Consider the following 20,664-nt stretch of genomic DNA (forward strand, 5'->3'; position numbering starts at 1 on the left):
CCGCTTGTTTTTATATCGGTAAAAATTTGATTTTTTTTAGCACAAAAAGTTTATTGTATAATCCAACAAAAATTTATATATAAAATAGGTAAGAAAAATGGCACTAAAAATTCTCTTTTCTCCAAGCGAAAGTAAAATTTCTCTAAATACGAATAATAAATTTAATGGCAAGGATTTGATATTTCCAGAGCTTTTTGACAAAAGAGTTGAAATTTTAAACAGATATGATGAATTTTTAAAAAATGCAAATTTAGACGAGATAAAAAAGCTTTTTGGGCTAAAAGAGCTTGAAGAGAGTAAGCAGCTGCGAGAAAGCCTATCTCAAAAAGGCAGCATAAAAGCTATCTTAAGGTATGATGGCGTGGCTTATAAACATCTAAACTATCGTGGTTTAGACAATAAGGCGCAAAAATATATAGATAATAATGTTTTAATCTTTTCAAATTTATTTGGGCCTATCTTAGCAAAAGATGAGATACCAGAATACAAACTAAAGCAAGGTGAAAAGCTAGGTGGCTTTGAAATTTCAAAATTTTATGAAAAAAATTTTAGTAAAGCGGTTGATGAGTTTTTGCAAAATGATGAGATTTTAGACCTTAGAGCTAAGTTTTATGAAAAATTTTACACTATAAAAAAAGAATACATAACTTTTTGCTTTATAAAAAATAAAAAAATAGTGAGTCATCACGCAAAAGCATATAGAGGCGAAGTCTTGCGCCAGATAGCAAATAAACTTATAAAAAATAAAGATGAATTATTGAGCTTAAATTTTAAAAATTTAAAGCTTATTGATATGAAAAAGGTTAGTCTAAAGACCGAGCTTATGTTTGAAATTTGCGAGTAAATTTTTAAAAAAATCGCATTTTTTGTTAAAAAAACGTAAAAAAGAGCTAAATTTAGGGAAAAAGTATTGTATTTTTTTTTAAAAGAGTGTAATATAGCCACATAACTTCTTAAAAGGATGGTTCATGAAAAAAGCTGAATTTATTCAAGCTGTTGCCGATAAGGCTGGTCTTTCAAAAAAAGATACTCTAAAAGTTGTTGATGCTACTTTGGAGACAATCCAAGCAGTTCTTGAAAAAGGCGATACAATTAGCTTTATAGGCTTTGGTACTTTTGGTACTGCTGACAGAGCTGCAAGAAAAGCTAGAGTTCCTGGAACTAAAAAAGTTATCGATGTTCCTGCTAGCAAAGCAGTTAAATTCAAAGTTGGCAAAAAACTTAAAGAAGCAGTTGCTGCTGGTGCTGCTAAAAAAGGTAAAAAGAAATAATTTCTTTTTAGGGGAGCAAGTCTCCCCTTTTTCCTCTCACACAAAAATTAACTTTCAATCTTACTTTAGCCCGAGTGGTGAAACTGGTAGACGCGCCAGACTCAAAATCTGGTAAGGGCAACCTTGTGTCGGTTCGAGTCCGACCTCGGGCACCATTATACGCCTAAATACTTTATAAATTTATCCGATATTATCTTCAACATCTTTAAAAAGGACTTTAGATGAATATTACACCTTTAAAATATAACTTTATAAATTTAAAAGATTTAAAAAATCCTACAGATATGCTCCATGCCTTTAAGGATAAACAAGGCTTAGAGATAAATAACGAACAAATTTCAAATTTAAAAGAAAGTATCAAAGCAAGCAAAGTTATAAATGTCACTGATGCTGAGATCAAAGAGCAAAATAGGCACAAAATCCTACAAAAAGTAGAAGAAATTTTAAATAACTACTCAAAAAATCTCATCTACAGTAACAATAAAATCCACTCCAATGAACTTTCTAGAGGCTATCATTTTAGTTAAAATTCCTACTTTAAAAATATAAAAGCTTCAGATAGCAGCAGTATGCTATCTACACTAAAAAGTGGATACTTAGAAAATACAAAATTTAAAAATTTAAACGATTACGCTTACTCAAACACTTTAAAAACAAAATATGGAGAAGTAGAAGTATTTTTAGATATTTACGGCGATAGCGACAAACTTGGCACTACAAAATTAGAAAATAATAGCTATCTTTTTAGCTTTGATAGCAACAATGACGGTGTACTTGACCAAAAAGACATACTCTTTGATAAGCTAAAAGTAAGGGGCTATGACAAAGACGGAAATGAAAAAATAGCAAATTTAAGCGATGTGATGCCAAGGGTTGATCTTAGGCAGTTTATCAGCACAAACATCATAAATCACAATCAAATAGAAAGAGAAGAGCTAAATCGTAAAGCAACGATCACAAATAATCCCAATCTTTATGTGGATACAAAAGATATTGATTATAGACACTCTTACTATGCCTCAGATCCAAATACTTTGTTCGCTGCAGAAAACAGATATGAAAAGATAGAGAAAAATGATATAAATAATTTCTTTAAAAAATATGCCCAAAATGACGGCTGGGTCGATCTAAGACACAATAATATCTTTGGCAAAGATAGCTCTTTTAAAAATTTTGCCTATCTTAAAGTGGGCTTTGATGATACTGCAAGATTAAGCGAGTTTAATCCGATCATTGAGCCGAGCAAAGACTACAAAAAAGATGAAAATTTCTCATATACAAAATTTCAAAAAGATAGTTTTATGAAATTTTACAAAGATTATAACGCTGAGTTTGACGCATATAACAAGATGATAGAAAATCTTGGCAATAATTTAAAGAAATTTGAAGAAAATGCGGACGCTTATATATCAAAGCTTGAGAAGACAAAATCAGCCAAAATGATCGCGATGGAAAATGAATTTAAACAAGCAACTGGACTTGAGTTTAGTATCTCGAATTTAAAAAAAGTAAAAAAGGCTTTTATAACAAATGAAGCCACAGCTGCCGCATCTTTGCAAGATAGCGATAGCGTCATAGCTATGAAGCTAAACAAAGATGGCACCATAAGGCTAAAATTTGATAGTGGTAGAGAGATAGACGTAAAAGAGCTTTATAACGATACTGGCAAGCTAAATACATCAAGTGAGCTAAAAACTAGCACAAATTTAGAGGCAAAAGAGATGAATAATGTGCAGCTAAATAGCTTGGATTTTAAAGATATTGGCTTCATGCAAGGTGATAAAATCGTAAGTCTAAAAGATGCCGGAGCGATCGCTATTGCCAATCTATCTAATAAATTTGAGAGTAAATTTTTAATCAGTCTAAATAATGGCAAAAGCATATCTACAAGAGAAATTTATAATATCAGCTATCTTGAGAATGATTTAAAGAGTAAAGAAAAGATAGATGAGAGAGATAAATTTTATAAAAAGGTTGACATCAAGGCATAAATTTTGAGAGCAAATTTTAAAAAAGGTTTATTGTAATTTAATCTTATGGGTCCTATAATCAATTTTCCGTAAAAATTTAGATTTATAAAGAGAATGCTATGAACTTTACTCCACTTTTTGCAATATTTTTTATAATCGCAACTGGTTTTTTTGCTAAAAAAGTCGGCATTGTTGAGCAAAAACATTCTATCCCATTTGTGGATTTTGTCCTTTGTTTTGCAATGCCTGCGCTAATCTTTGACAAAATTTACCACGTAAATGTCGATGCCTCGCTTATAAACACGATCCTTATCGGCTTTGCTTCAACCGCCATTAGCGCCGCTTTGGCATTTGTCATAGGCAGGGTTTTTAAATTTACCAAAATAACAACCGTCAGTATGGTCATGCTAAGCCTTTTTGGTAACACCCTATTTGTCGGTATGCCTGTCATTCAGGGCTTCTTTGGCGATGCGATGGTAAATGAGGTCATCTTTTACGACCAAATAGCCACTGGTATCCCACTTTCGATCCTTGGACCACTCATCCTATCTTTTGCCGCACCAGAGAAGGTTTCATTGTTTCAAAATACAATGAAAATTTTAAAATTTCCACCATTTATAGCGCTTATCATGGGTCTTATCTTAAAAGAAGTCCCGCTTCCAGATTTTATCTTTGCGCCACTTAGGATGTTTGAAGGCAGCGTCACTCCAGTAGCACTTTTTGCGATCGGTGTTGGCCTTAACTTTAGTAGCATCACAAGCTCATATAAAGGCGTTAGCGTCGTGCTTTTGTGCAAGATGATCTTACCAGCTATCGTATTTTTCATCATATTGAAAGTCTCAGGTATCCAGATGAGCAAAACTTGGGTCGTTGGTCTCTTTCAATGTGCGATGCCGACATCAGCCCTTGCAAGTGCGATGGTCATAAAAGCTGGACTTGATAGCTCGCTAGCCATCTCATCAGTGGCCATAGGCGTGCTATTTTCATTTATCACGCTTCCAGTTATATATTTTGTATTTGCGTAAATTCACGCTCACTTAACACTAAAGAGATAGTATTTCATCATATTTCATTTAAAGGAGACGTTATGAAGAAATTACTACTAGTTGCACTTGGTGCTATGTTTATGCTTGGTGGTCTTGCAAATGCTACTGAAATGATGAAAAAAGATGACATGGGCAAAGACGAGATGATGAAGAAAGAGCAGATGATGAAAGATGACATGGGCAAAAAACCCATGGTAAAAAAAGATGAGATGAAAAAAGACGACATGGGCATGAAAGACGAAATGAAAAAAGACGACATGGGTATGAAAAAAGACGAAATGAAAAAAGGCATGTAAAGGTGCTTAATGGTTAGAATTTTGCTCGTTGAAGATGATGAAATTTTACTTGATCTCATCAGTGAGTATCTAGTTGAAAATGGCTATGAGGTCACTACTTCAGATAACGCCAAAGAAGCGCTTGATCTCGCCTACGAGCAAAATTTCGACCTGCTTATACTTGACGTCAAACTCCCACAAGGAGATGGCTTTTCACTTCTTTCTTCCTTAAGAGAGCTAGGTGTTAGCGCACCTAGCATCTTTACCACGTCACTAAATACCATTGATGATCTTGAAAAAGGCTACAAAAGTGGTTGCGACGACTATCTAAAAAAGCCATTTGAGCTAAAAGAGCTACTTATCCGCATACAAGCGCTTCTAAAGAGAAATTTCTCACATCACAGTGGCGATGTGATCAAAATTTCAGATGAGCTTAGCTTTCATCCGCAGAGCAAGACACTAAGCAAAGATGGTAAAAATGTAAATATCTCGAGTAAAGAGAGCGACCTACTCGCCCTATTTTTACAAAACAAAGGCAAAATTTTAACCAAAGATGAAATTTTTAATAAAATTTGGAAATTTGACGAGGAGCCAAGCGAACTTAGCCTTCGTGTCTATATCAAAAATTTACGCCAAATTTTAGGCAAAGAGGCCATTTTAAATAGGCGTGGAGACGGCTACATCTATGTCTGAAAAGACGCAAATTTTATTTAAAATTCTATCCCTTTATCTTGTTAGCTCTGTGCTATTTTTAGGATATTTTTTCATCAATGACTACAAAAATAAAAAAGAAGCGCTCATTTTAAACGAGGTTAAGAGCCTAAAAGAGATAAAAATGGGCATTTACATGAAAGCTAGAATGAATGGACTTGACTCAATTTCAAGTCTAACAAAAGAAAAAGGCGTGCACGCTTGCATTGTGCTAAACAATGGCGAGAAAATTTATAAAGACTTTGACTGCCAAAAGATCGACAAAAGCAAAAATGTAAATTTGATCAGCGGCAAGGTCGCGATATTTGAAAAGATCCAGTACATGGATGACAACACCACAGACGAACTCTCGTACGCAGATATTTTTCTAGTTGGCAAAGATATCAACGGCGAAATTTTATCCTTGCAAATTTCGACCACACTAAAGGCACTCTTTTTCTTTTTTGCCCTGCTCTTTGTCGCCCTTTATCTAGCAAAAGTAAGCCTAAGACCGCTTTATGAAAAGATAGATACGCTAAACCGCTTCATAAAAGACTCCACGCACGAGATAAATACGCCACTTAGCGTCATCTCTATGAGCATAGAAACGGCTGATCTTGACAACCTAAATGAGCGAAATTTAAAGCGTTTTAACAACATTAGCCTTGCCGCAAAGAGCCTAAATAACATCTATGACGCGCTCGTTCATCTAAGCTTTAACCTAGATAAGCCTAGCAAAAAAGAGCCGATAGATCTAAATTTACTAACCACACAAAGGTTAAACTACTTCTCGCCATTTTTTGCCAAACGCGGACTTAAGATAGATGCCAGCCTAAAGCCCAGCTTCATAAATGCAGACCTTGAGGATATGAGCAAAATTTTAGATAATCTCCTAAGTAATGCCGCAAAATACGCAGCGCAAAATTCAGAAGTACGCATCGTTTTAGAGCCAAATTTCTTTAGCATAAGCAACACCGGTCGAGGCATCAGCAAAGAGGATCAGATGAAAATTTTTGACCGCTATACGAGATTTAACGACGATCAAGGCGGCTTTGGCATAGGGCTAAATTTAGTTAAAGAGTGCTGCAAGAAAAATGATATCTTCGTAAAATGCCAAAGCAAACTTGATGGCGAGACTACGTTTTCGCTCTCTTGGCAAAATTAAATTTAAAAAATCATCCTACTCTAAACAATAAAATTTATTAAAAAATAGAATTTATGTCCAAAATTTATTTTTGATAAATTTTATTAATATTATAATCCTTTTACAAAATCTTAATAAAGGAGAAAAGTATGAAACTACTAGAAAAATATGGGCTTTTCATAAATGGTGAGTGGCGTGACGCAAAAGACGGTGCTACACTTGATGCAAAAAATCCAGCAAACGGCGAGCACCTTGCAAAGATCGCTGATGCTACCGAAGAAGATGTAAATGACGCTGTACGTGCTGCACGTGAGGCTTTTAAGAAATTTAAACATACTACAATTAGCGAGCGTGCAAAGCTACTAAACAAGATCGCTGATATCATTGATGAAAACAAAGAGCACTTGGCAAAAGTTGAGAGCATGGACAACGGCAAGCCGATCCGCGAGACGCTAAATGTTGATATTCCTTTTGCGGCAGAGCATTTTAGGTACTTTGCTGGCGTCATCATGGGTGAAGAAGGCAGTGCAAACGTACTTGATGAGAAACAGCTCTCTATCGTTTTACGCGAGCCAATAGGCGTTGTGGGTCAGATCGTGCCTTGGAATTTCCCATTTTTAATGGCAGCTTGGAAGCTAGCTCCAGTGATCGCAGCAGGCGATGCAAGCGTGTTTAAGCCTTCAAGCGAGACAAGCCTAAGCGTGCTTGAGCTATTTAGGCTGATAGATAAAATTTTGCCAAAAGGTTTAATAAACATCATAACTGGTAAAGGCAGCAAGAGTGGTGAGTGGATCAAAAACCATCCAGGCCTTGATAAGCTAGCATTTACTGGCTCAACCGAGATCGGCCGTGATATCGCCATAGCAGCGGCTCGCCGTATCATCCCAGCCACACTTGAGCTTGGTGGCAAGAGCGCAAATATCTTCTTTAGCGACGCAAATTTAGATAAAGCGCTTGATGGCCTTCAGCTTGGCATTTTGTTTAACCAAGGTCAAGTTTGCTGCGCAGGTTCAAGAATTTTCGTAGAAGAGAGCTTTTACGACAAATTTATAGAGGCTGCAGTTAAGAAATTTAGCACCATAAAAGTTGGCGATCCGCTAGATCCTAGTACTCAAATGGGCTCACAAATCAATAAAAAACAAGCTGAGCAAATTCTAAACTACGTCGAGATCGGCAAAAAAGAAGGCGCAAAAGTGGCAGTCGGTGGCAAAGCCTACACAGCAAATGGTTGCGACAAGGGCGCATTTGTCGAGCCAACGTTGCTAGTTGATGTGACAAATGATATGAGAGTAGCTCAAGAAGAAATTTTTGGACCAGTTGGCGTTGTCATCAAATTTAAAGATGAAGCCGAACTCATCAAAATGGTAAATGATAGCGAATACGGCCTAGGTGGCGGAATTTTCACGCAAGACATCACAAAAGCACTTCGCGTTGCAAGGTCTATGGAGACTGGCAGAGTCTGGATCAACACCTACAACCAAATCCCAGCAGGCAGCCCATTTGGCGGATACAAAAACTCAGGTATCGGCCGCGAAACTCACAAGATCATCCTTGAGCACTACACTCAAATGAAAAACATCATGATCGACCTAACCGGTAAGGTCAGCGGCTTTTACGCACAATGATTTTAGGGAGCTTAGGCTCCCTTCTACTTTAAATTCCTTAAATTTTAAATATCTTTTACTAGGTTTTAACTTTATATATCGCTAGCATTACGCCAATATAGTACAGCTATACAAAAGTGTTTTCTTAACACTACATTTTTAAGTTTAATAGACTAAAATTTGGCACAAAGGAGAAAAATTGAGCAAGCAAATTTATATCATAGGCGATGTGCACGGCTGTTTTAATACACTTTTAGAGCTTATCAAGCAGTTTCCAGACAAAGAAAAATCACAAATTTGCTTTGTCGGAGATGTGATAGATCGGGGGCTTTTTAGTTGCGATGTAGTCGAGCTTATCATACAAAATAACTATAAAATGGTAATGGGAAACCACGAAAGAAGGTTGCTAAGCAATAAATATGAATTTTTAAACAACCAAGCACCATTTGACACGAGTTGGTTTTTCAACAATGGTGGCGTGGCGACATATGGATCATACCTTGGCCAAAGCGTGGGGTTCAAGCAAAGGCATATTGATTTTTTAGATCAAAGGCCAGTTTATATGGAGTTTAAAGAGTGTAAAAACCAAAATGGCGAGCATTTAGTCGTCTCTCACTCGGCCGTTGGTAAATTTTGGGACTTAAGAGATGATGATAGATCAAGAGACGAGTTTAGAAGGCATGCACTATCAGGCAGAGGCGATATGACGCAAGTAAAAGGCGTATTTAATGTCTACGGACACACACCAGTGCGCAAGGCTAGGCTCTATACAAATAGCGCTAATATCGACACTGGCTGTGTTTATAATCAAGAAGGATACGATAAGCTTTGTGCTTTAGAATTTCCATCGATGAAAATTTATACGCAAAAAAATGTTGAAAATTTTAACAAAAAGGATAAAGATGTGGTTTTCTAAAAAGAGTTCTAGCTTTGCAAGCAGAGTTGATAAATTTTGGAGCGAATTTGGTAAAAATTTAGACGCCATCAAACAAAATTTAGAAGATAAAAATTTTGAAGCTGCGAGTAAAATGACCGAAGAGGCGCTAAATTTATGTTTAGTTGATCCGACATTTATGATAGGACTTATAGACGACAAGATCGATCTAGTACTCACTCCAGAAGGACTTAAACATAGGCTTTTGTGGCTTAAATTTATCAAATCACGCACGCCAAAAGAGTATGGGGCAAAGCTTACTTGCACACTTGGCAAACCACGTGCACCACGAAACGTCGCTACTATACAGATGTATGGCGTAAGCGTTGATGCAAATGAGGTCATGGTCTATGCAAAATTTAATGACAAAAGCGTAGATATGTGCCTATATAACGAAACTCTAAGTAAGCTTAAAAGTGAAGATGAAAATAAGGCATATACATTATCGCTCATACTTTGTGACAACGTAGTTGGCGAGATGATCATGATAAATATGCTTGGAGAATTTGAGATAATAGACAAACCAAGAGAAAAAGGCGTGCCACTGATCGACTTTGCCGATCTTATAGATGAGAAATTTGGTAAAGAAGCCTCAAACGAGCCGCTTAAGAATTTTATAGTCTATGAGCTAGAACCTCGCTCAAACAAGCTACGTGACGACGTTTTCACAGGATATACATCTATTAGCGAGCTACTAAACGAATACTACGACGGCGCAAGCGATACCTATAACGAAGCTTTTGAGCTTGGCATAAATTTTTGCTTTTTAGCCATATCTCACGGTGGCGACATACAGTTTGGCGTTGATAGCAAAAATAAAATTTCAGATGCGCTAAAAGAGAGTGAAATTTGCGAGATCATAGGTGAAGCAAATGGCGAGATGCGATCTTACATAGATCTTATCTGCTTTGACAAAGACGAGCTAGAGAAAAAGGCTAAAGAATTTAGCAAAGATCTTGGCGTAAAGATAGAAATTTGCGAGTTTAAACGCTGATTTTACATAAGATTCTACATAAAATAATACAAATCACGCCAGCTGATAAATTTATAAAAATATATTGCCAGCTGGTACTAACTATTAAATTTGTCTTTTAAATTTTGAGCTGTTTGAGAGATAAGCACAAAGCTTTAGCCCATATAAAAAGATGATCCACGAGATGTAGATCCAGACAAAGAAGAAAAGCACTGCTGAAAACGAGCCATAAACGCTTAGATAGGTTTTATTATAAAGGACATAATAGACAAAGGCCGACTTGCCAATATACCAAACAAGCGAGGCGGCAAATGAGCTAAAAAATGCGCTCTTAAATTTTATCTCGTCATTTACTGAGATGAGATATGTGATGCAAAATATCGCCCAAATGATGAGATATGGGAATATGCTTAAAAAATTTATCGAGTTTGTGATCACGTTTGAGTTTAGCATCTCTTGAATGAGGCTTGAAAGATAAAAACTACCAGCAAGACCAAGTGGCGCGAGTGTGATAAGCGTCCAATACGAGCTAAGTGCTGACCAAAATCCTCTAGCCTTATTTGCACGTGTCACTTTCAAAACTACATACTCGTAGTCGCTAAAGAACATGGCTGATGTAAATATCATCGCCACAAAGCCAACTAAGCCTAAATTTCCGCTATTTTGTAAGAAATTTTGCAAATAGTTCGAGATGATCTCTTGGTTACTTGGCAAAAGAGCCGAAAATATAAAGTCCTGAATCTTGGCGTAATAATCCTCAAAACTAGGCAGTTTTGTAAAGATAGAAAACGATATAAGAAGTATCGGAATGATCGATAAAATCGTATGAAAACTAAGGCTTGAGGCGTAGTGAAAGAGCTCTTTGTCCTTAAGCGTTGGGAGCAAATTTAAGAACTCTTTTAAGCTTTGCTTACTTAAGGACAAACGGCTCATTTATCAGTTATCTTCTTCAAAAAGTTTTTCGTAGTGAGCGTCGTAGTTGTTGATATGCTCACTATTTAGCTTCCAAAACACAGTGTCTATGTCGCTAACTCTTGTATAAAATGGTAGCTGATAGTACTCAACCTCGCCACTTTTAAATTCTTTTAGTACTTTAAAGCTTTGACAATCGGCAAAAACACTTCTGCCATCCATTGCTACGAAAATTAGACCGGCTGCACTTTGAGCGCACATTTTTCTAAAGTCATCTCTGTTTGGATTTGGCTTGTATTCGTAGCTTAGATACGCTCCAATAAGATCTGGATGAATAAATATCATATTTGGAAACGCAGATGTGATCTCTTCGTAAATTTCTTTATTTGGCACGATGATTAATGAGCGGTTATAAAGATAGTTTAGCACGACCATATCGCCATTTGCAGGTGCAATGCCTGGAAGCGGGAGAGCCTTTTGCTCAAGCAGATCAAACACCTCAAATCTAATCTTAGCAAAGCCAGAATTTTTTGATATAACACTAACTCTTGCAATGATAGAGCTATCAGTATCAAATTTATGAAGTACGACACCACTTGAGCCGATTAAAATTTCTGGACTATCAACTATCGTCGCTGTGCCATCACTATCGACGCTAATTATAGGAGTTCTATACTCATTTAAAGAAAAATCAGCCCCAAAAGCAAAGCCAAAAACTAGCGATAAAATCACAAATATACGTTTCAAAAATATCTCCTAGGTTTAAATTTTTAGAGCGATTATAGCCTAAAATGCTTTATCTTTTGCAAAATTAAAGCAAGTTTTAGTTAAAATCCCACCAGCTTTTTAAAAGGACATTAATGCCTCGTATTTTTATAATTTTTGCAATATTATCTATAAATTTATACGCTATAAAGCCAAGTGTCGAAGAGCTTAGCTGGCCAAATGGAAGTAACTTCTTAAATTTCTTAGAGACAAACAAAATCCCACTTTCACTTTACTATAACTTAGCAACCGAAGATCAAGAGCTAACAGAAGAGATCATCGCTGGCACAAAGTATCAAATTTATAAAGACGACAACGGTAACACTAAACAAGTACTAATCCCTGTTAGTGACGAGCTTCAAATGCATATTTTTAGAGATGACAATGATAAATTTAAGCTCGAATTTCTTCCCATCTCTTATCAAAGTGAGGATAAATTTTTAGCCTTAAAGGTGGACAAATCAGTCTCAGAAGACATTTTTGACTACACTGGCTCTGGCACATTAGCTCTTGGCTTTAAGGAAATTTTTAAAGGAAGTGGCATTGATTTTAAAAAGATAAACAAAGGCGATACGATTGCTATCGTTTATAATCAAAAAATACGCATGGGCCGCTCTTTTGGCACTCCAGAAATTTATGCTGCGATGATAGAAACAAAAAATAAACGATACGTTATGTATAAATTTGAAGATAAATTTTATGATAAAAACGGTAAGAAAAATGATAAATTTTTACTAGTCCGCCCTCTTGCAAACGCTAGAATCACATCAGCTTTTACCCTAAAAAGATGGCACCCTATTTTACAAAGATATAGAGCGCACCTTGGCGTTGACTACGGTGCTCCAAAAGGAACACCAATCAAAGCCGCAGGCGATGGCACGGTTAAATTTGTCGGACAAAAAAGTGGATATGGCAGAACCGTTATCATCTCTCATGCTGGTGGCTATGAGACACTTTATGCTCACCTAAATGGCTTTGCTAAAGGCATAAAAGGTGGTCTAAAAGTCAAGCAAGGTACGCTCATAGCCTACGTTGGAACAAGTGGTATGAGCACAGGACCGCACCTTCACTTTGGTCTTTATAGAGACAATAAACCTATCAATCCAGAAAGTGCAATAAAGGTTGTTAAAAGCCTTGAAGACAAGAAAGAATCAGCCAAATTTAAAGCAGTTGTTAGCAAAAATGACGAGCTAATAAAAAATGCTTTAAGCAATGAAAAAGAGTATCACAAAGTGGAATTTTTTCCTAATGTAATAGAATTTTAAGGGTAAAACTTGAGCCAAGAACTAGAAGAAGCAAAAGAGCTGATAGATCAGCATTTAGATGAAAATTTAGAAGACGGCGAGCTCTCTGCATACGAGCTAGCCCAGCACCTAAAAACACTTAAAAAGCACGACGAGGAGCTTTTTGCCAAGTATCTTGAAAAGCTAGATCCTGAAATTTTGGGTGACGTGGCGATAGAGTTACCTGATCACATGCTAAAAGACGTGATCGACACGCTCCCGGCTGAAAAGATCGTAGAAGCGCTCGAAGAGCTAGAGAGTGACGATGCTACTGACCTACTCCAATACATCGAAGATATCGATGAGGACAAGGCTAGAGAGCTTTTTAACGAGCTAGATAAAGAAAATCAAAACGAAATTTTAAGACTTAGAAGCTACGATGAGGATAGAGCTGGTGCGCACATGCAAACAGAGCTATTTTCAGCTCATCTTGAAGAGAAGCTTGGCAGCGCAGTTGCAAGACTAAGACAAGAGAAGCAAGAAGGAAAACTAGAAAACGTCTCACAGCTTTTCATCATCGATAAAAATAGCGTCTTGCAATACGCCATCCCGCTTGAAGATCTCATCCTTTTTGACTTCACAAAAACGCTAAAACAAAATATCGAATCAACCCAGATCGACCACTACAAGCCTCACATGGCAAATGATATGGATCTCATGCAAGATGTCGCTGATATGTTTCAAGAGTACGATTTAAATGTTATTGCAGTTACAAGTAGCACTGGAATTTTGCTTGGTCGTATCACGTCTGATGACATCCATGACTACATCCAAGAGAGTGCAACAGAGCAAATTTATAACCTAGCCGGCGTTGATGACGAGTCAGAAGAGGACGATACGCTTTTTAAAGCTGGTCGTGGTCGTGCGGTTTGGCTTGGCGTAAATTTACTAACAGCTCTTTTTAGCTCGTCTATAATCGGACTTTTTGACGAGACAATCGCAGCCTACGTCGCTCTTGCTGTTTTAATGCCAATAGTTGCATCAATGGGCGGAAATACCGGCACACAAGCGCTTGCCGTTACGGTTCGTCGATTGGCACTTGGCGAGATCGAGTTTAAAGATGCCAAAAATGTTTTAAAACGCGAGGTTAGTATTTCACTCATAAATGGACTAATCTTTGGTGTGGTAATGGGCATAATCGCCTCTGTTTGGTTTGACAAAGGTATGCTTGGCGTTGTTATTGGGCTTAGCATGGTTACGAATTTATTCTTTGCTGGCTTTTTTGGCACGATCATACCTTTAACGCTAAGGCGCTTTAACATAGATCCTGCAGTCGGCTCAGCCGTCATTCTTACTACTTTTACTGATGCGATAGGATTTTTTAGCTTTTTAGGACTTGCAAAATGGATACTACTATAACTAATTTAGAAATTCTACCTCTTGATGAGTCAAAATACCTAAAGCCATTTAAGATGAAATTTATGCAAAATGGTGTCCAAAGAGACTGGGACTGCGTAAAAGTGATGAATAGTGTTAGTATTTTTTTATATCACGAGCAAAAAGATGCCTTTTTGTTTGTAAAGCAGTTTCGTCCTGCTGTTTGGTACTCGCAAGAGAAAGAAGGCATCAAGACAAATGAGCAAGGCTTTACTTACGAGCTTTGCGCAGGGCTTATGGATAAAGGACTTAGCGAAGAGCAAACAGCTAGAGAAGAGGCGGTCGAAGAAGTGGGCTATGAGCTAAAAGATATAGAGCGCATTACTATGACATACGGTGCTTTTGGCTTTGGAGGCAACACACAAACTATGTTTTACGCAAAGATCGATGAGAGCATGAAGGTAAATTCTGGCGGTGGCGTCGATGGCGAAGATATCGAGCTTGTTTTCATAAAACGAGAAGATATGATGAAATTTGCCTTTGACGAGAGCAAAGTCAAGGGTTTTGGGCTTATCTTTGCTTATTTGTGGTGGGAGAAATTTAAAAGCTAAAACGATATCTTTTTAATAAGCGCAAAAACAACGACTACCACTAAAAAGATACCAACTAATATCACATAATCAGACATAATAAGCCTTTAAATTTAAGTTTTGGCTTATTGTAACCAAAATTTTAAATAAAGTAAGAACTTTATAACCGCATTTATCATAAAATAACCAAAAAACACAAGGAGAAGATGATGAGCGAAAACGAAACTCTTTTTATAAACCGAGAATTAAGCTGGCTACGCTTTAATTCAAGGGTGCTCGCTCAGTGTGAAAAGGAAATCCCTTTACTTGAAAAGCTAAAATTTATAGCTATTTATATGACAAATCTAGACGAGTTTTATATGATAAGAGTCGCTGGCTTAAAGCAGCTTTTTGCAGCTGGAGCTACTACAAGCAGTGGCGATGGCATGAGCCCACTTGATCAGCTAAGAGAGATTAGAAAATATTTACAAAATGAGCAAAATTTAGTAGAAGATCACTATAAAAAAACAGTAAATGCTCTTAGCAAAGAGGGGCTTTTTATAAAAAATTATGACGAGCTTGATGATAGCTTGAAGCAAAAGTGCGACGAATACTTTTTCTCAAATATCTTGCCAGTCATCGTGCCTATCGCTGTCGATGCGACTCATCCATTTCCGCACCTAAACAACCTTAGCTTCTCGCTTGCAGTTAAGCTTGCTGATATCGAGCATCCAGAAATTTTAAAATACGGCATGATAAGAATTTCAAGAGTCTTGCCACGTTTTACACAGCCAAGTAGCAATGTTTTTGTGCCGATTGAAACGATCGTACATCGCCATGCAGAAGAAATTTTTCCAGGGTATAAGCTACTTAGCTCGGCTGCTTTTAGAGTGACAAGAAACGCTGATATCGTCATCGAAGAAGAAGAAGCGGATGATTTTATGATGATACTTGAGCAAGGACTAAAGCTTCGCAGAAAAGGGGCTTTTGTTCGTATGCAAATTGATAAAAACGTAGACGCTGATATCTTGGACTTCTTAAATTTTCATATGAAAATTTTTCATAAAGATGTCTATTTTTCAAGTATTCCGCTCACTCTTAGCTCACTTTGGGAGATAGCTGGAAGTAAAAATTTTACCCACCTGGCAAATGCGCCTTACGTTCCAAAAACGCTACCGCCATTTGGCAATGGTATCTCAGTATTTGACGCCATAGATAAAGAAGATGTGCTCTTAGTGCATCCATTTGAGAGTTTTGATCCAGTTGTAAGCTTTATAAAAGAAGCTAGCAAAGATCCAAAAGTCATATCTATTAGAATGACACTTTATAGAGTCGATAAAAGCTCACCAATAATTCAAAGCCTAATAGACGCCGCAAGTGACGGCAAGCAAGTAACTGTAATGGTTGAGCTAAAAGCAAGGTTTGATGAGGAAAATAACCTGCACTGGGCAAAGGCGCTTGAAGACGCTGGAGCGCACGTGATATACGGCATCACAGGCTTTAAGGTGCATGCAAAAGTTAGCCAGGTCATCCGCCAAATCGGCGATAAGCTTAAATTTTATATGCATTTTGGCACAGGCAACTACAACGGCAGTTCGGCTAAAATTTATACTGACGTTAGTCTATTTACGAGCAAAGAAGAATTTAGCCAGGATACGACTTCGTTTTTTCACATCCTCTCAGGATATAATAAAAATCGCCGTTTAAACGCTCTTAGCATGTCGCCTTTTCAGATAAAAGAGCGCATTATCGAAAAGATAAGGGTGGAGGTTAGCAAAGGTAGTGAAGGCAGGATCATCGCCAAAATGAATGCTCTGATCGATGAAGATGTGATAAATGAGCTTAGCCGCGCATCAAACGCAGGCGTGAAGATCGATCTTATAGTTCGTGGTGTGTGCGGACTAAGGCCTGGCATAAAAGGCAAAAGTGAAAACATAAAAGTTCGCTCTATTATAGGCAAATACTTAGAACACGCTAGAATTTTATATTTTAAACATGCTCAGCCAAAAATTTACATCTCAAGTGCTGACTGGATGCCAAGAAATTTAGAGCGTCGCTTAGAGCTTATGACGCCTATTTTTGAGCCAAGACTTCAAGAGAGACTACTTGAAATTTTAGAACTTCAGCTAAGCGATAATGACCTAGCTTTTGAGCTACAAAATAGCGGTGAATACGTAAAAGTAGCAAGAAGTGAAAATGAAAAAGTAATATCTTGCCACGAAGTTTTGGAAAACTATATATCTAAAATTTACAAATCCGTAAAAAAAGATACAGATAAAGCAAAAGCCGATATGCTCGCAAGCAAGCTCTTAAAAGAGAGCTAAAAACAAATTAAGCTTTTAGACTGGGTCTAAAAGCTATTTTTAAATTAGCATAAAAACACTAGCGTTTGATTAAGCAAGTCTTATTAAAAATTTCAAATCCACAGCAAAAAGCAAAATTTATAAATTTACTTGAGTACCTCAAAGCTAGCCAAATATTTCAAATTTTTTAAATAACTCTGGCTCGTCTTTTACGATACCGCGCTTAACTAGATCAGCAACTACTTCGCGGTCACAATCCGTTTGTAGCGGCCAGCCTCTAGTATATCCTTCGCGCTCATCTTTACTAGTGGCATCTACGCAGAAATTTTCACCATCTATGAAAATATCACGCAAAGCATCGATATTGTTTGTCACACGCCAAAGTAGCATATATTGGTTTTCAAGGTGATTTTGCATATCCACTACAATGAGGAGTTTGAAGAATTCTCTAAATGCCAAAAGCTTTTCAAAAAGCTCTTTTACCACACAGTCTTTTTCAAATTTCACCACACAAATAGGTGTTTTGGTATCCGTTTTAAACTGCTTAAGCTCTTTTACATTTGGCGTAACGCTTTGAAATTTAGCCAAAAGCTCACTGTCGCTTAAAGCCATAGGGATAAATTTACAAAAGTCTTGCGTCGCATCTACGCCGAGTTTGCCACCAAAACACGAATTTGGACTAGCATGATCAAGCTGATCGCACACACCTTGGCTTATTAGCACACTCTGGCTACCAAAACGATTTAAAACAAAGCTAGTAAATTCATCATAATCTTTAAGTTCAGGCGCATCGGCTTCAACAAAAATGGCATGTTTTACAAAGCTCATCTGTCCAACGCCCCAAAATGCGTGCATGGCCTGCTTTGCATGAGCTGGATAGAGCGTATTTATCTTGGCCAAGATTAGGTTGTGAAAAACGCCATTTTCAGGCATATTGTAGTCCAGTAGTTCAGGCACGGTTGTTCGCAAAAGTGGCAAAAAAACCCGCTCAGTCGCCCAGCCCATATATTTATCCTCAAGTGGCGGCTTTCCAACCACAGTCGCGTGAAATATAGGCTCACGCTTGCTAGTTATCGCCGTTACATCCATCACCGGAAAAGGCTCGATAGGCGTATAAAAGCCCGTGTGATCGCCAAATGGCCCCTCGAGTTCGCTCTTAGTAGTATCCACGAAACCCTCTATCACGTAGTCTGCATCGTGCGGGACGCAAATTTCATTCGTTAAGGATTTTACAAGTTTGGCTGGCTCTTTGCGGATAAAACCATAAAGCAAAAGTTCAAAAACTCCCTTTGGAAGCGGTGCTTGCCCACACCAAATATAAAGCGGATCACCGCCAATGGCTACTGAAACTGGCATCTTTTTGCCTGCACGCTTGTACTCGTGAAAGAAATTTGCACCGTCTTTGTGGATCTGCCAGTGCATGCCAAGGCGGTTTTTGTCATAAATTTGTAGGCGGTACATACCTAAATTTTGCAAAGCGCCGTCTAAGCTTTGCGTATAGACCTGCCCCATCGTAATAAAAGCGCCACCATCATGTGGCCATGTTTTTAGTGCTGGAAGTGATAGCAAATCAGCATCTTCACCTATAAATTTTACCTGCTGGCACTCGCCCTCGCCTTTTAATCTCTTAGTGAAAATTTTTCTCATATTAAAAAGATAGGTTAAAAAATCAAGCTTTTCTTTGAGATTATGAGGTTTTCTGGGCTTTAAAAGCTTTTCTATCTCATCTGCGATCTCATCAGGCTTTAGCCCAAAGATAAGCTCAAGCGCGTGTTTTGAGCCATAGATATTTGTAAGCACTGGTGCAAATTTACGCCCAGTTTTTTTGCAAACTGGGTTTTTAAAAAGTAGCGCTTGCGAGCCCTCACGCTTAACCTCGATATAGCTAGCGTGTGCGATCTCAAGATCAATGTCTGTTGGCTCATCGATAACACGAAGTAGATTATTTTCTTTTAAAAGCTTGATGTAGTCCATATTTTGCCTTTTTGATTTTTGGGCGATTTTAGCCAAAAATAGCTGAAAAAGGCGAAGCAAAGCGGATGGCTATTATCTACCGCACACACCGATAGCTATCAGAATATTTGATCGTTATCTCGGAGCCACCTTTGCGATATTGCTTCGCCGTTTAAATAGACGCAAGATCTAAATTTATACTCCATTGTCGAATGTCTGTAAACTAGCGTTCAACGCACAGCCACACATGGCCGGCATACTTATGTTTTTTCAAAGTAATTCATTGCAAATTTTTTGTTAGGTTAAGCACTAGATGGTATCGTGGTTCTAAAAACGGCAGTAATTTTTTAAATTACTCCAATATGCTACATTTTAGCAGTTGGCCAAATATCTCTTTGCTATATTTCATAAAGCGCTCACTAAGCTTAACACCCTCTATATCAACGCTAATAACGCTATCTTGCACCTCAAAAATGATAGTTTTATCAGTGATCTTAACCCGCTTGCAAGCGTTGTAGCAAATGTCGCCATTGCACTCGGCGTATAGGCCGTTTATCTCGGCGTTTTCGTTGTCGCCTTTTTTTAGTTTGATCGGTCTTTGAAAGATTATGTAGTTTTTGTAGTCATATTTGTCGTCTGCAAGACCGATCATATAGTAGTTGTCTTTGCTATTTTTGGTAGCGCTTAGGGCTTTTGCTTTAAAATTTAGCTCAAACACGCTTACGCCATCTCTTCAGCGCGCCTTAAAAGCTCTTTCGCCCCTTTTTCTATAAATTTATGCGCCAGCTCCTTGCCAACGCTTTGAAATTTATCTTTGCTAACTTTTAAGCTATCTTTTATAAACTCGCTTCCATCAGGCAGGCCAACGATCGCATCGATAGAAATTTCATCGCCTTTTAGCCTTGCGCTTATGCCTATTGGCACTTGGCAGCCACCCTCCAAAACGCTTACAAAATCACGCTCTATAGTCGTTTCTATAACCGCATTTTCGTCGTTTAAAAAAGAGATCTCATCTAAAATTTTCTTCTCATCTCTAGCCTCTACCCCAAGAGCACCCTGCCCCATTGCAGGTATCATCTCGTCAAAGCCAAATGTGTAGATGTGCGCCACTTCAGCCTTGATATTTAAGCGATTTATGCCAGCCATCGCCAAAATAATCGCGTCAAATTCGCCCTCTTTTAGCTTTCTAAGCCTAGTTTGCACATTTCCACGAAGCGAAATGATCTCAAGATCAGGCCTCATGATAAGTAGCTGCATCTTGCGGCGTAGGCTCGTTGTACCAACTTTAGCGCCGTGCGGTAGGTCACTAAATTTAGCAAATTTCTCACTTATCATCGCATCTCTCGTATCCTCACGTGAGCAAATCGCTGCTAGTTTAAGTCCTTCTGGAAAGACTACTGGCACATCCTTTAGGCTATGCACCGCGATGTCAGTCTCGCCTTTTAGCATGCTATCTTCAAGCTCTTTTGTAAAAAGCCCTTTGCCGCCGATCTTAGCTAGCGGCGTATCAAGGATCACGTCGCCCTTTGTCTTCATGCCAATAAGCTCAACTTTTATATCGTTATGTTTTGATTCTATTCTAGCTTTAATATGCTCGCTTTGCCAAAGCGCTAAGATACTCTTTCTAGTTGCTATTTTTATCTCTTTCATCGTCT

General features: G+C 37.8%; 20 protein-coding genes and 1 tRNA gene. 16 read left to right on the forward strand and 5 right to left on the reverse strand.

Going from position 1 to position 20,664, the window contains the following annotated elements:
* Nucleotides 1–97 precede the first annotated feature (97 nt).
* The 12 genes from CVT05_RS03115 to CVT05_RS03165 all read left to right on the forward strand — a co-directional run bounded on the left by CVT05_RS03115 (nt 98) and on the right by CVT05_RS03165 (nt 9,928).
* Nucleotides 98–844: a YaaA family protein gene (locus CVT05_RS03115; protein ID WP_107697802.1), complete on the forward strand. Its 747-nt coding sequence runs from the start codon at nt 98–100 to the stop codon at nt 842–844.
* 124 nt (nt 845–968) lie between these two features.
* A complete protein-coding gene (locus tag CVT05_RS03120; RefSeq protein WP_012001719.1) occupies nt 969–1,271 on the forward strand; it encodes an HU family DNA-binding protein in 303 nt (100 codons plus the stop codon).
* Between the two features lie 68 nt (nt 1,272–1,339).
* Nucleotides 1,340–1,426 (forward strand) — tRNA-Leu (locus tag CVT05_RS03125).
* A gap of 66 nt (nt 1,427–1,492) precedes the next feature.
* Entirely contained in the window at nt 1,493–1,798 is a 306-nt protein-coding gene (locus CVT05_RS09455; protein ID WP_234400532.1) for a hypothetical protein, read from the forward strand.
* Nucleotides 1,799–1,840: 42 nt separating this feature from the next.
* Nucleotides 1,841–3,262 carry a response regulator gene (locus CVT05_RS03130; protein ID WP_234400533.1) on the forward strand — a complete coding sequence of 474 codons (1,422 nt, stop codon included), beginning with the start codon at nt 1,841–1,843 and terminating at the stop codon, nt 3,260–3,262.
* A gap of 98 nt (nt 3,263–3,360) precedes the next feature.
* Nucleotides 3,361–4,266: an AEC family transporter gene (locus CVT05_RS03135; RefSeq protein ID WP_021090876.1), complete on the forward strand. Its 906-nt coding sequence runs from the start codon at nt 3,361–3,363 to the stop codon at nt 4,264–4,266.
* Between the two features lie 62 nt (nt 4,267–4,328).
* Nucleotides 4,329–4,583: a hypothetical protein gene (locus CVT05_RS03140; protein WP_021090687.1), complete on the forward strand. Its 255-nt coding sequence runs from the start codon at nt 4,329–4,331 to the stop codon at nt 4,581–4,583.
* Nucleotides 4,584–4,592: 9 nt separating this feature from the next.
* A complete protein-coding gene (locus CVT05_RS03145; protein ID WP_107686448.1) occupies nt 4,593–5,255 on the forward strand; it encodes a response regulator transcription factor in 663 nt (220 codons plus the stop codon).
* Entirely contained in the window at nt 5,248–6,417 is a 1,170-nt protein-coding gene (locus CVT05_RS03150; protein ID WP_107697803.1) for a sensor histidine kinase, read from the forward strand. The genes CVT05_RS03145 and CVT05_RS03150 overlap by 8 nt, the downstream gene beginning before the upstream one ends.
* Before the next feature lie 128 nt (nt 6,418–6,545).
* Nucleotides 6,546–8,021 carry an aldehyde dehydrogenase family protein gene (locus CVT05_RS03155; protein WP_107697804.1) on the forward strand — a complete coding sequence of 492 codons (1,476 nt, stop codon included), beginning with the start codon at nt 6,546–6,548 and terminating at the stop codon, nt 8,019–8,021.
* 178 nt (nt 8,022–8,199) lie between these two features.
* On the forward strand, nt 8,200–8,916 hold the full coding sequence (locus tag CVT05_RS03160) for a metallophosphoesterase (RefSeq protein WP_107697805.1): 717 nt from the start codon (nt 8,200–8,202) through the stop codon (nt 8,914–8,916).
* Nucleotides 8,903–9,928 (forward strand): hypothetical protein, encoded by a 1,026-nt coding sequence (locus CVT05_RS03165; RefSeq protein ID WP_107697806.1) that lies wholly within the window; start codon nt 8,903–8,905, stop codon nt 9,926–9,928. Before CVT05_RS03160 ends, CVT05_RS03165 begins: the two co-directional genes overlap by 14 nt.
* 84 nt (nt 9,929–10,012) lie before the next feature.
* Here CVT05_RS03165 and CVT05_RS03170 read toward each other — a convergent pair whose 3' ends face one another.
* Entirely contained in the window at nt 10,013–10,840 is an 828-nt protein-coding gene (locus CVT05_RS03170) for a YihY family inner membrane protein (RefSeq protein WP_107697807.1), read from the reverse strand.
* A gap of 3 nt (nt 10,841–10,843) precedes the next feature.
* Nucleotides 10,844–11,566, reverse strand: coding sequence for a plasminogen-binding N-terminal domain-containing protein (locus tag CVT05_RS03175; RefSeq protein ID WP_107697808.1), 723 nt, complete (start codon nt 11,564–11,566; stop codon nt 10,844–10,846).
* A gap of 113 nt (nt 11,567–11,679) precedes the next feature.
* On the opposite strand from CVT05_RS03175, the gene CVT05_RS03180 reads away from it, so the two are divergent.
* The 4 genes from CVT05_RS03180 (at nt 11,680) to CVT05_RS03195 (ending at nt 17,077) form a co-directional block, all read left to right on the forward strand.
* On the forward strand, nt 11,680–12,849 hold the full coding sequence (locus CVT05_RS03180) for a peptidoglycan DD-metalloendopeptidase family protein (protein WP_107697809.1): 1,170 nt from the start codon (nt 11,680–11,682) through the stop codon (nt 12,847–12,849).
* A 9-nt stretch (nt 12,850–12,858) separates the two neighbouring features.
* Nucleotides 12,859–14,226 carry a magnesium transporter gene (gene mgtE, locus CVT05_RS03185; protein ID WP_107697810.1) on the forward strand — a complete coding sequence of 456 codons (1,368 nt, stop codon included), beginning with the start codon at nt 12,859–12,861 and terminating at the stop codon, nt 14,224–14,226.
* A complete protein-coding gene (locus CVT05_RS03190) occupies nt 14,211–14,795 on the forward strand; it encodes an NUDIX domain-containing protein (RefSeq protein ID WP_107697811.1) in 585 nt (194 codons plus the stop codon). The genes mgtE and CVT05_RS03190 overlap by 16 nt, the downstream gene beginning before the upstream one ends.
* 161 nt (nt 14,796–14,956) lie before the next feature.
* Nucleotides 14,957–17,077, forward strand: a complete 2,121-nt coding sequence (locus CVT05_RS03195) for an RNA degradosome polyphosphate kinase (protein WP_265094342.1) — start codon at nt 14,957–14,959, stop codon at nt 17,075–17,077.
* 144 nt (nt 17,078–17,221) lie between these two features.
* Here CVT05_RS03195 and CVT05_RS03200 read toward each other — a convergent pair whose 3' ends face one another.
* From CVT05_RS03200 to hemC, 3 genes are all read right to left on the reverse strand, one after another.
* Complete coding sequence (locus CVT05_RS03200) at nt 17,222–19,030, reverse strand: menaquinone biosynthesis decarboxylase (protein WP_107697813.1); 1,809 nt, start codon at nt 19,028–19,030, stop codon at nt 17,222–17,224.
* Between the two features lie 331 nt (nt 19,031–19,361).
* The gene (locus CVT05_RS03205; protein ID WP_107697814.1) at nt 19,362–19,727 is read right to left on the reverse strand and encodes an Imm10 family immunity protein; all 366 of its coding nucleotides are present in this window, start codon (nt 19,725–19,727) and stop codon (nt 19,362–19,364) included.
* A gap of 2 nt (nt 19,728–19,729) precedes the next feature.
* Nucleotides 19,730–20,659, reverse strand: coding sequence for a hydroxymethylbilane synthase (gene hemC, locus CVT05_RS03210; protein WP_107697815.1), 930 nt, complete (start codon nt 20,657–20,659; stop codon nt 19,730–19,732).
* Nucleotides 20,660–20,664: the final 5 nt, after the last annotated feature.

Origin of the sequence: Campylobacter concisus (assembly GCF_003049705.1) — a bacterium.
Lineage (GTDB): Bacteria > Campylobacterota > Campylobacteria > Campylobacterales > Campylobacteraceae > Campylobacter_A > Campylobacter_A concisus_AR.

Bases quoted from the DNA above. Each gene is read 5' to 3' on its own strand.
- CVT05_RS03135 (WP_021090876.1), top strand. From the start codon at position 3,361: ATGAACTTTACTCCACTTTTTGCAATATTTTTTATAATCGCAACTGGT.
- CVT05_RS03140 (WP_021090687.1), top strand. From the start codon at position 4,329: ATGAAGAAATTACTACTAGTTGCACTTGGTGCTATGTTTATGCTTGGT.
- CVT05_RS03130 (WP_234400533.1), top strand. From the start codon at position 1,841: ATGCTATCTACACTAAAAAGTGGATACTTAGAAAATACAAAATTTAAA.
- CVT05_RS03200 (WP_107697813.1), bottom strand. From the start codon at position 19,030: ATGGACTACATCAAGCTTTTAAAAGAAAATAATCTACTTCGTGTTATC.
- CVT05_RS03190 (WP_107697811.1), top strand. From the start codon at position 14,211: ATGGATACTACTATAACTAATTTAGAAATTCTACCTCTTGATGAGTCA.
- CVT05_RS03180 (WP_107697809.1), top strand. From the start codon at position 11,680: ATGCCTCGTATTTTTATAATTTTTGCAATATTATCTATAAATTTATAC.
- CVT05_RS03155 (WP_107697804.1), top strand. From the start codon at position 6,546: ATGAAACTACTAGAAAAATATGGGCTTTTCATAAATGGTGAGTGGCGT.
- CVT05_RS03170 (WP_107697807.1), bottom strand. From the start codon at position 10,840: ATGAGCCGTTTGTCCTTAAGTAAGCAAAGCTTAAAAGAGTTCTTAAAT.
- CVT05_RS03165 (WP_107697806.1), top strand. From the start codon at position 8,903: ATGTGGTTTTCTAAAAAGAGTTCTAGCTTTGCAAGCAGAGTTGATAAA.
- CVT05_RS09455 (WP_234400532.1), top strand. From the start codon at position 1,493: ATGAATATTACACCTTTAAAATATAACTTTATAAATTTAAAAGATTTA.
- CVT05_RS03120 (WP_012001719.1), top strand. From the start codon at position 969: ATGAAAAAAGCTGAATTTATTCAAGCTGTTGCCGATAAGGCTGGTCTT.
- hemC (WP_107697815.1), bottom strand. From the start codon at position 20,659: ATGAAAGAGATAAAAATAGCAACTAGAAAGAGTATCTTAGCGCTTTGG.
- CVT05_RS03150 (WP_107697803.1), top strand. From the start codon at position 5,248: ATGTCTGAAAAGACGCAAATTTTATTTAAAATTCTATCCCTTTATCTT.
- CVT05_RS03145 (WP_107686448.1), top strand. From the start codon at position 4,593: ATGGTTAGAATTTTGCTCGTTGAAGATGATGAAATTTTACTTGATCTC.
- CVT05_RS03115 (WP_107697802.1), top strand. From the start codon at position 98: ATGGCACTAAAAATTCTCTTTTCTCCAAGCGAAAGTAAAATTTCTCTA.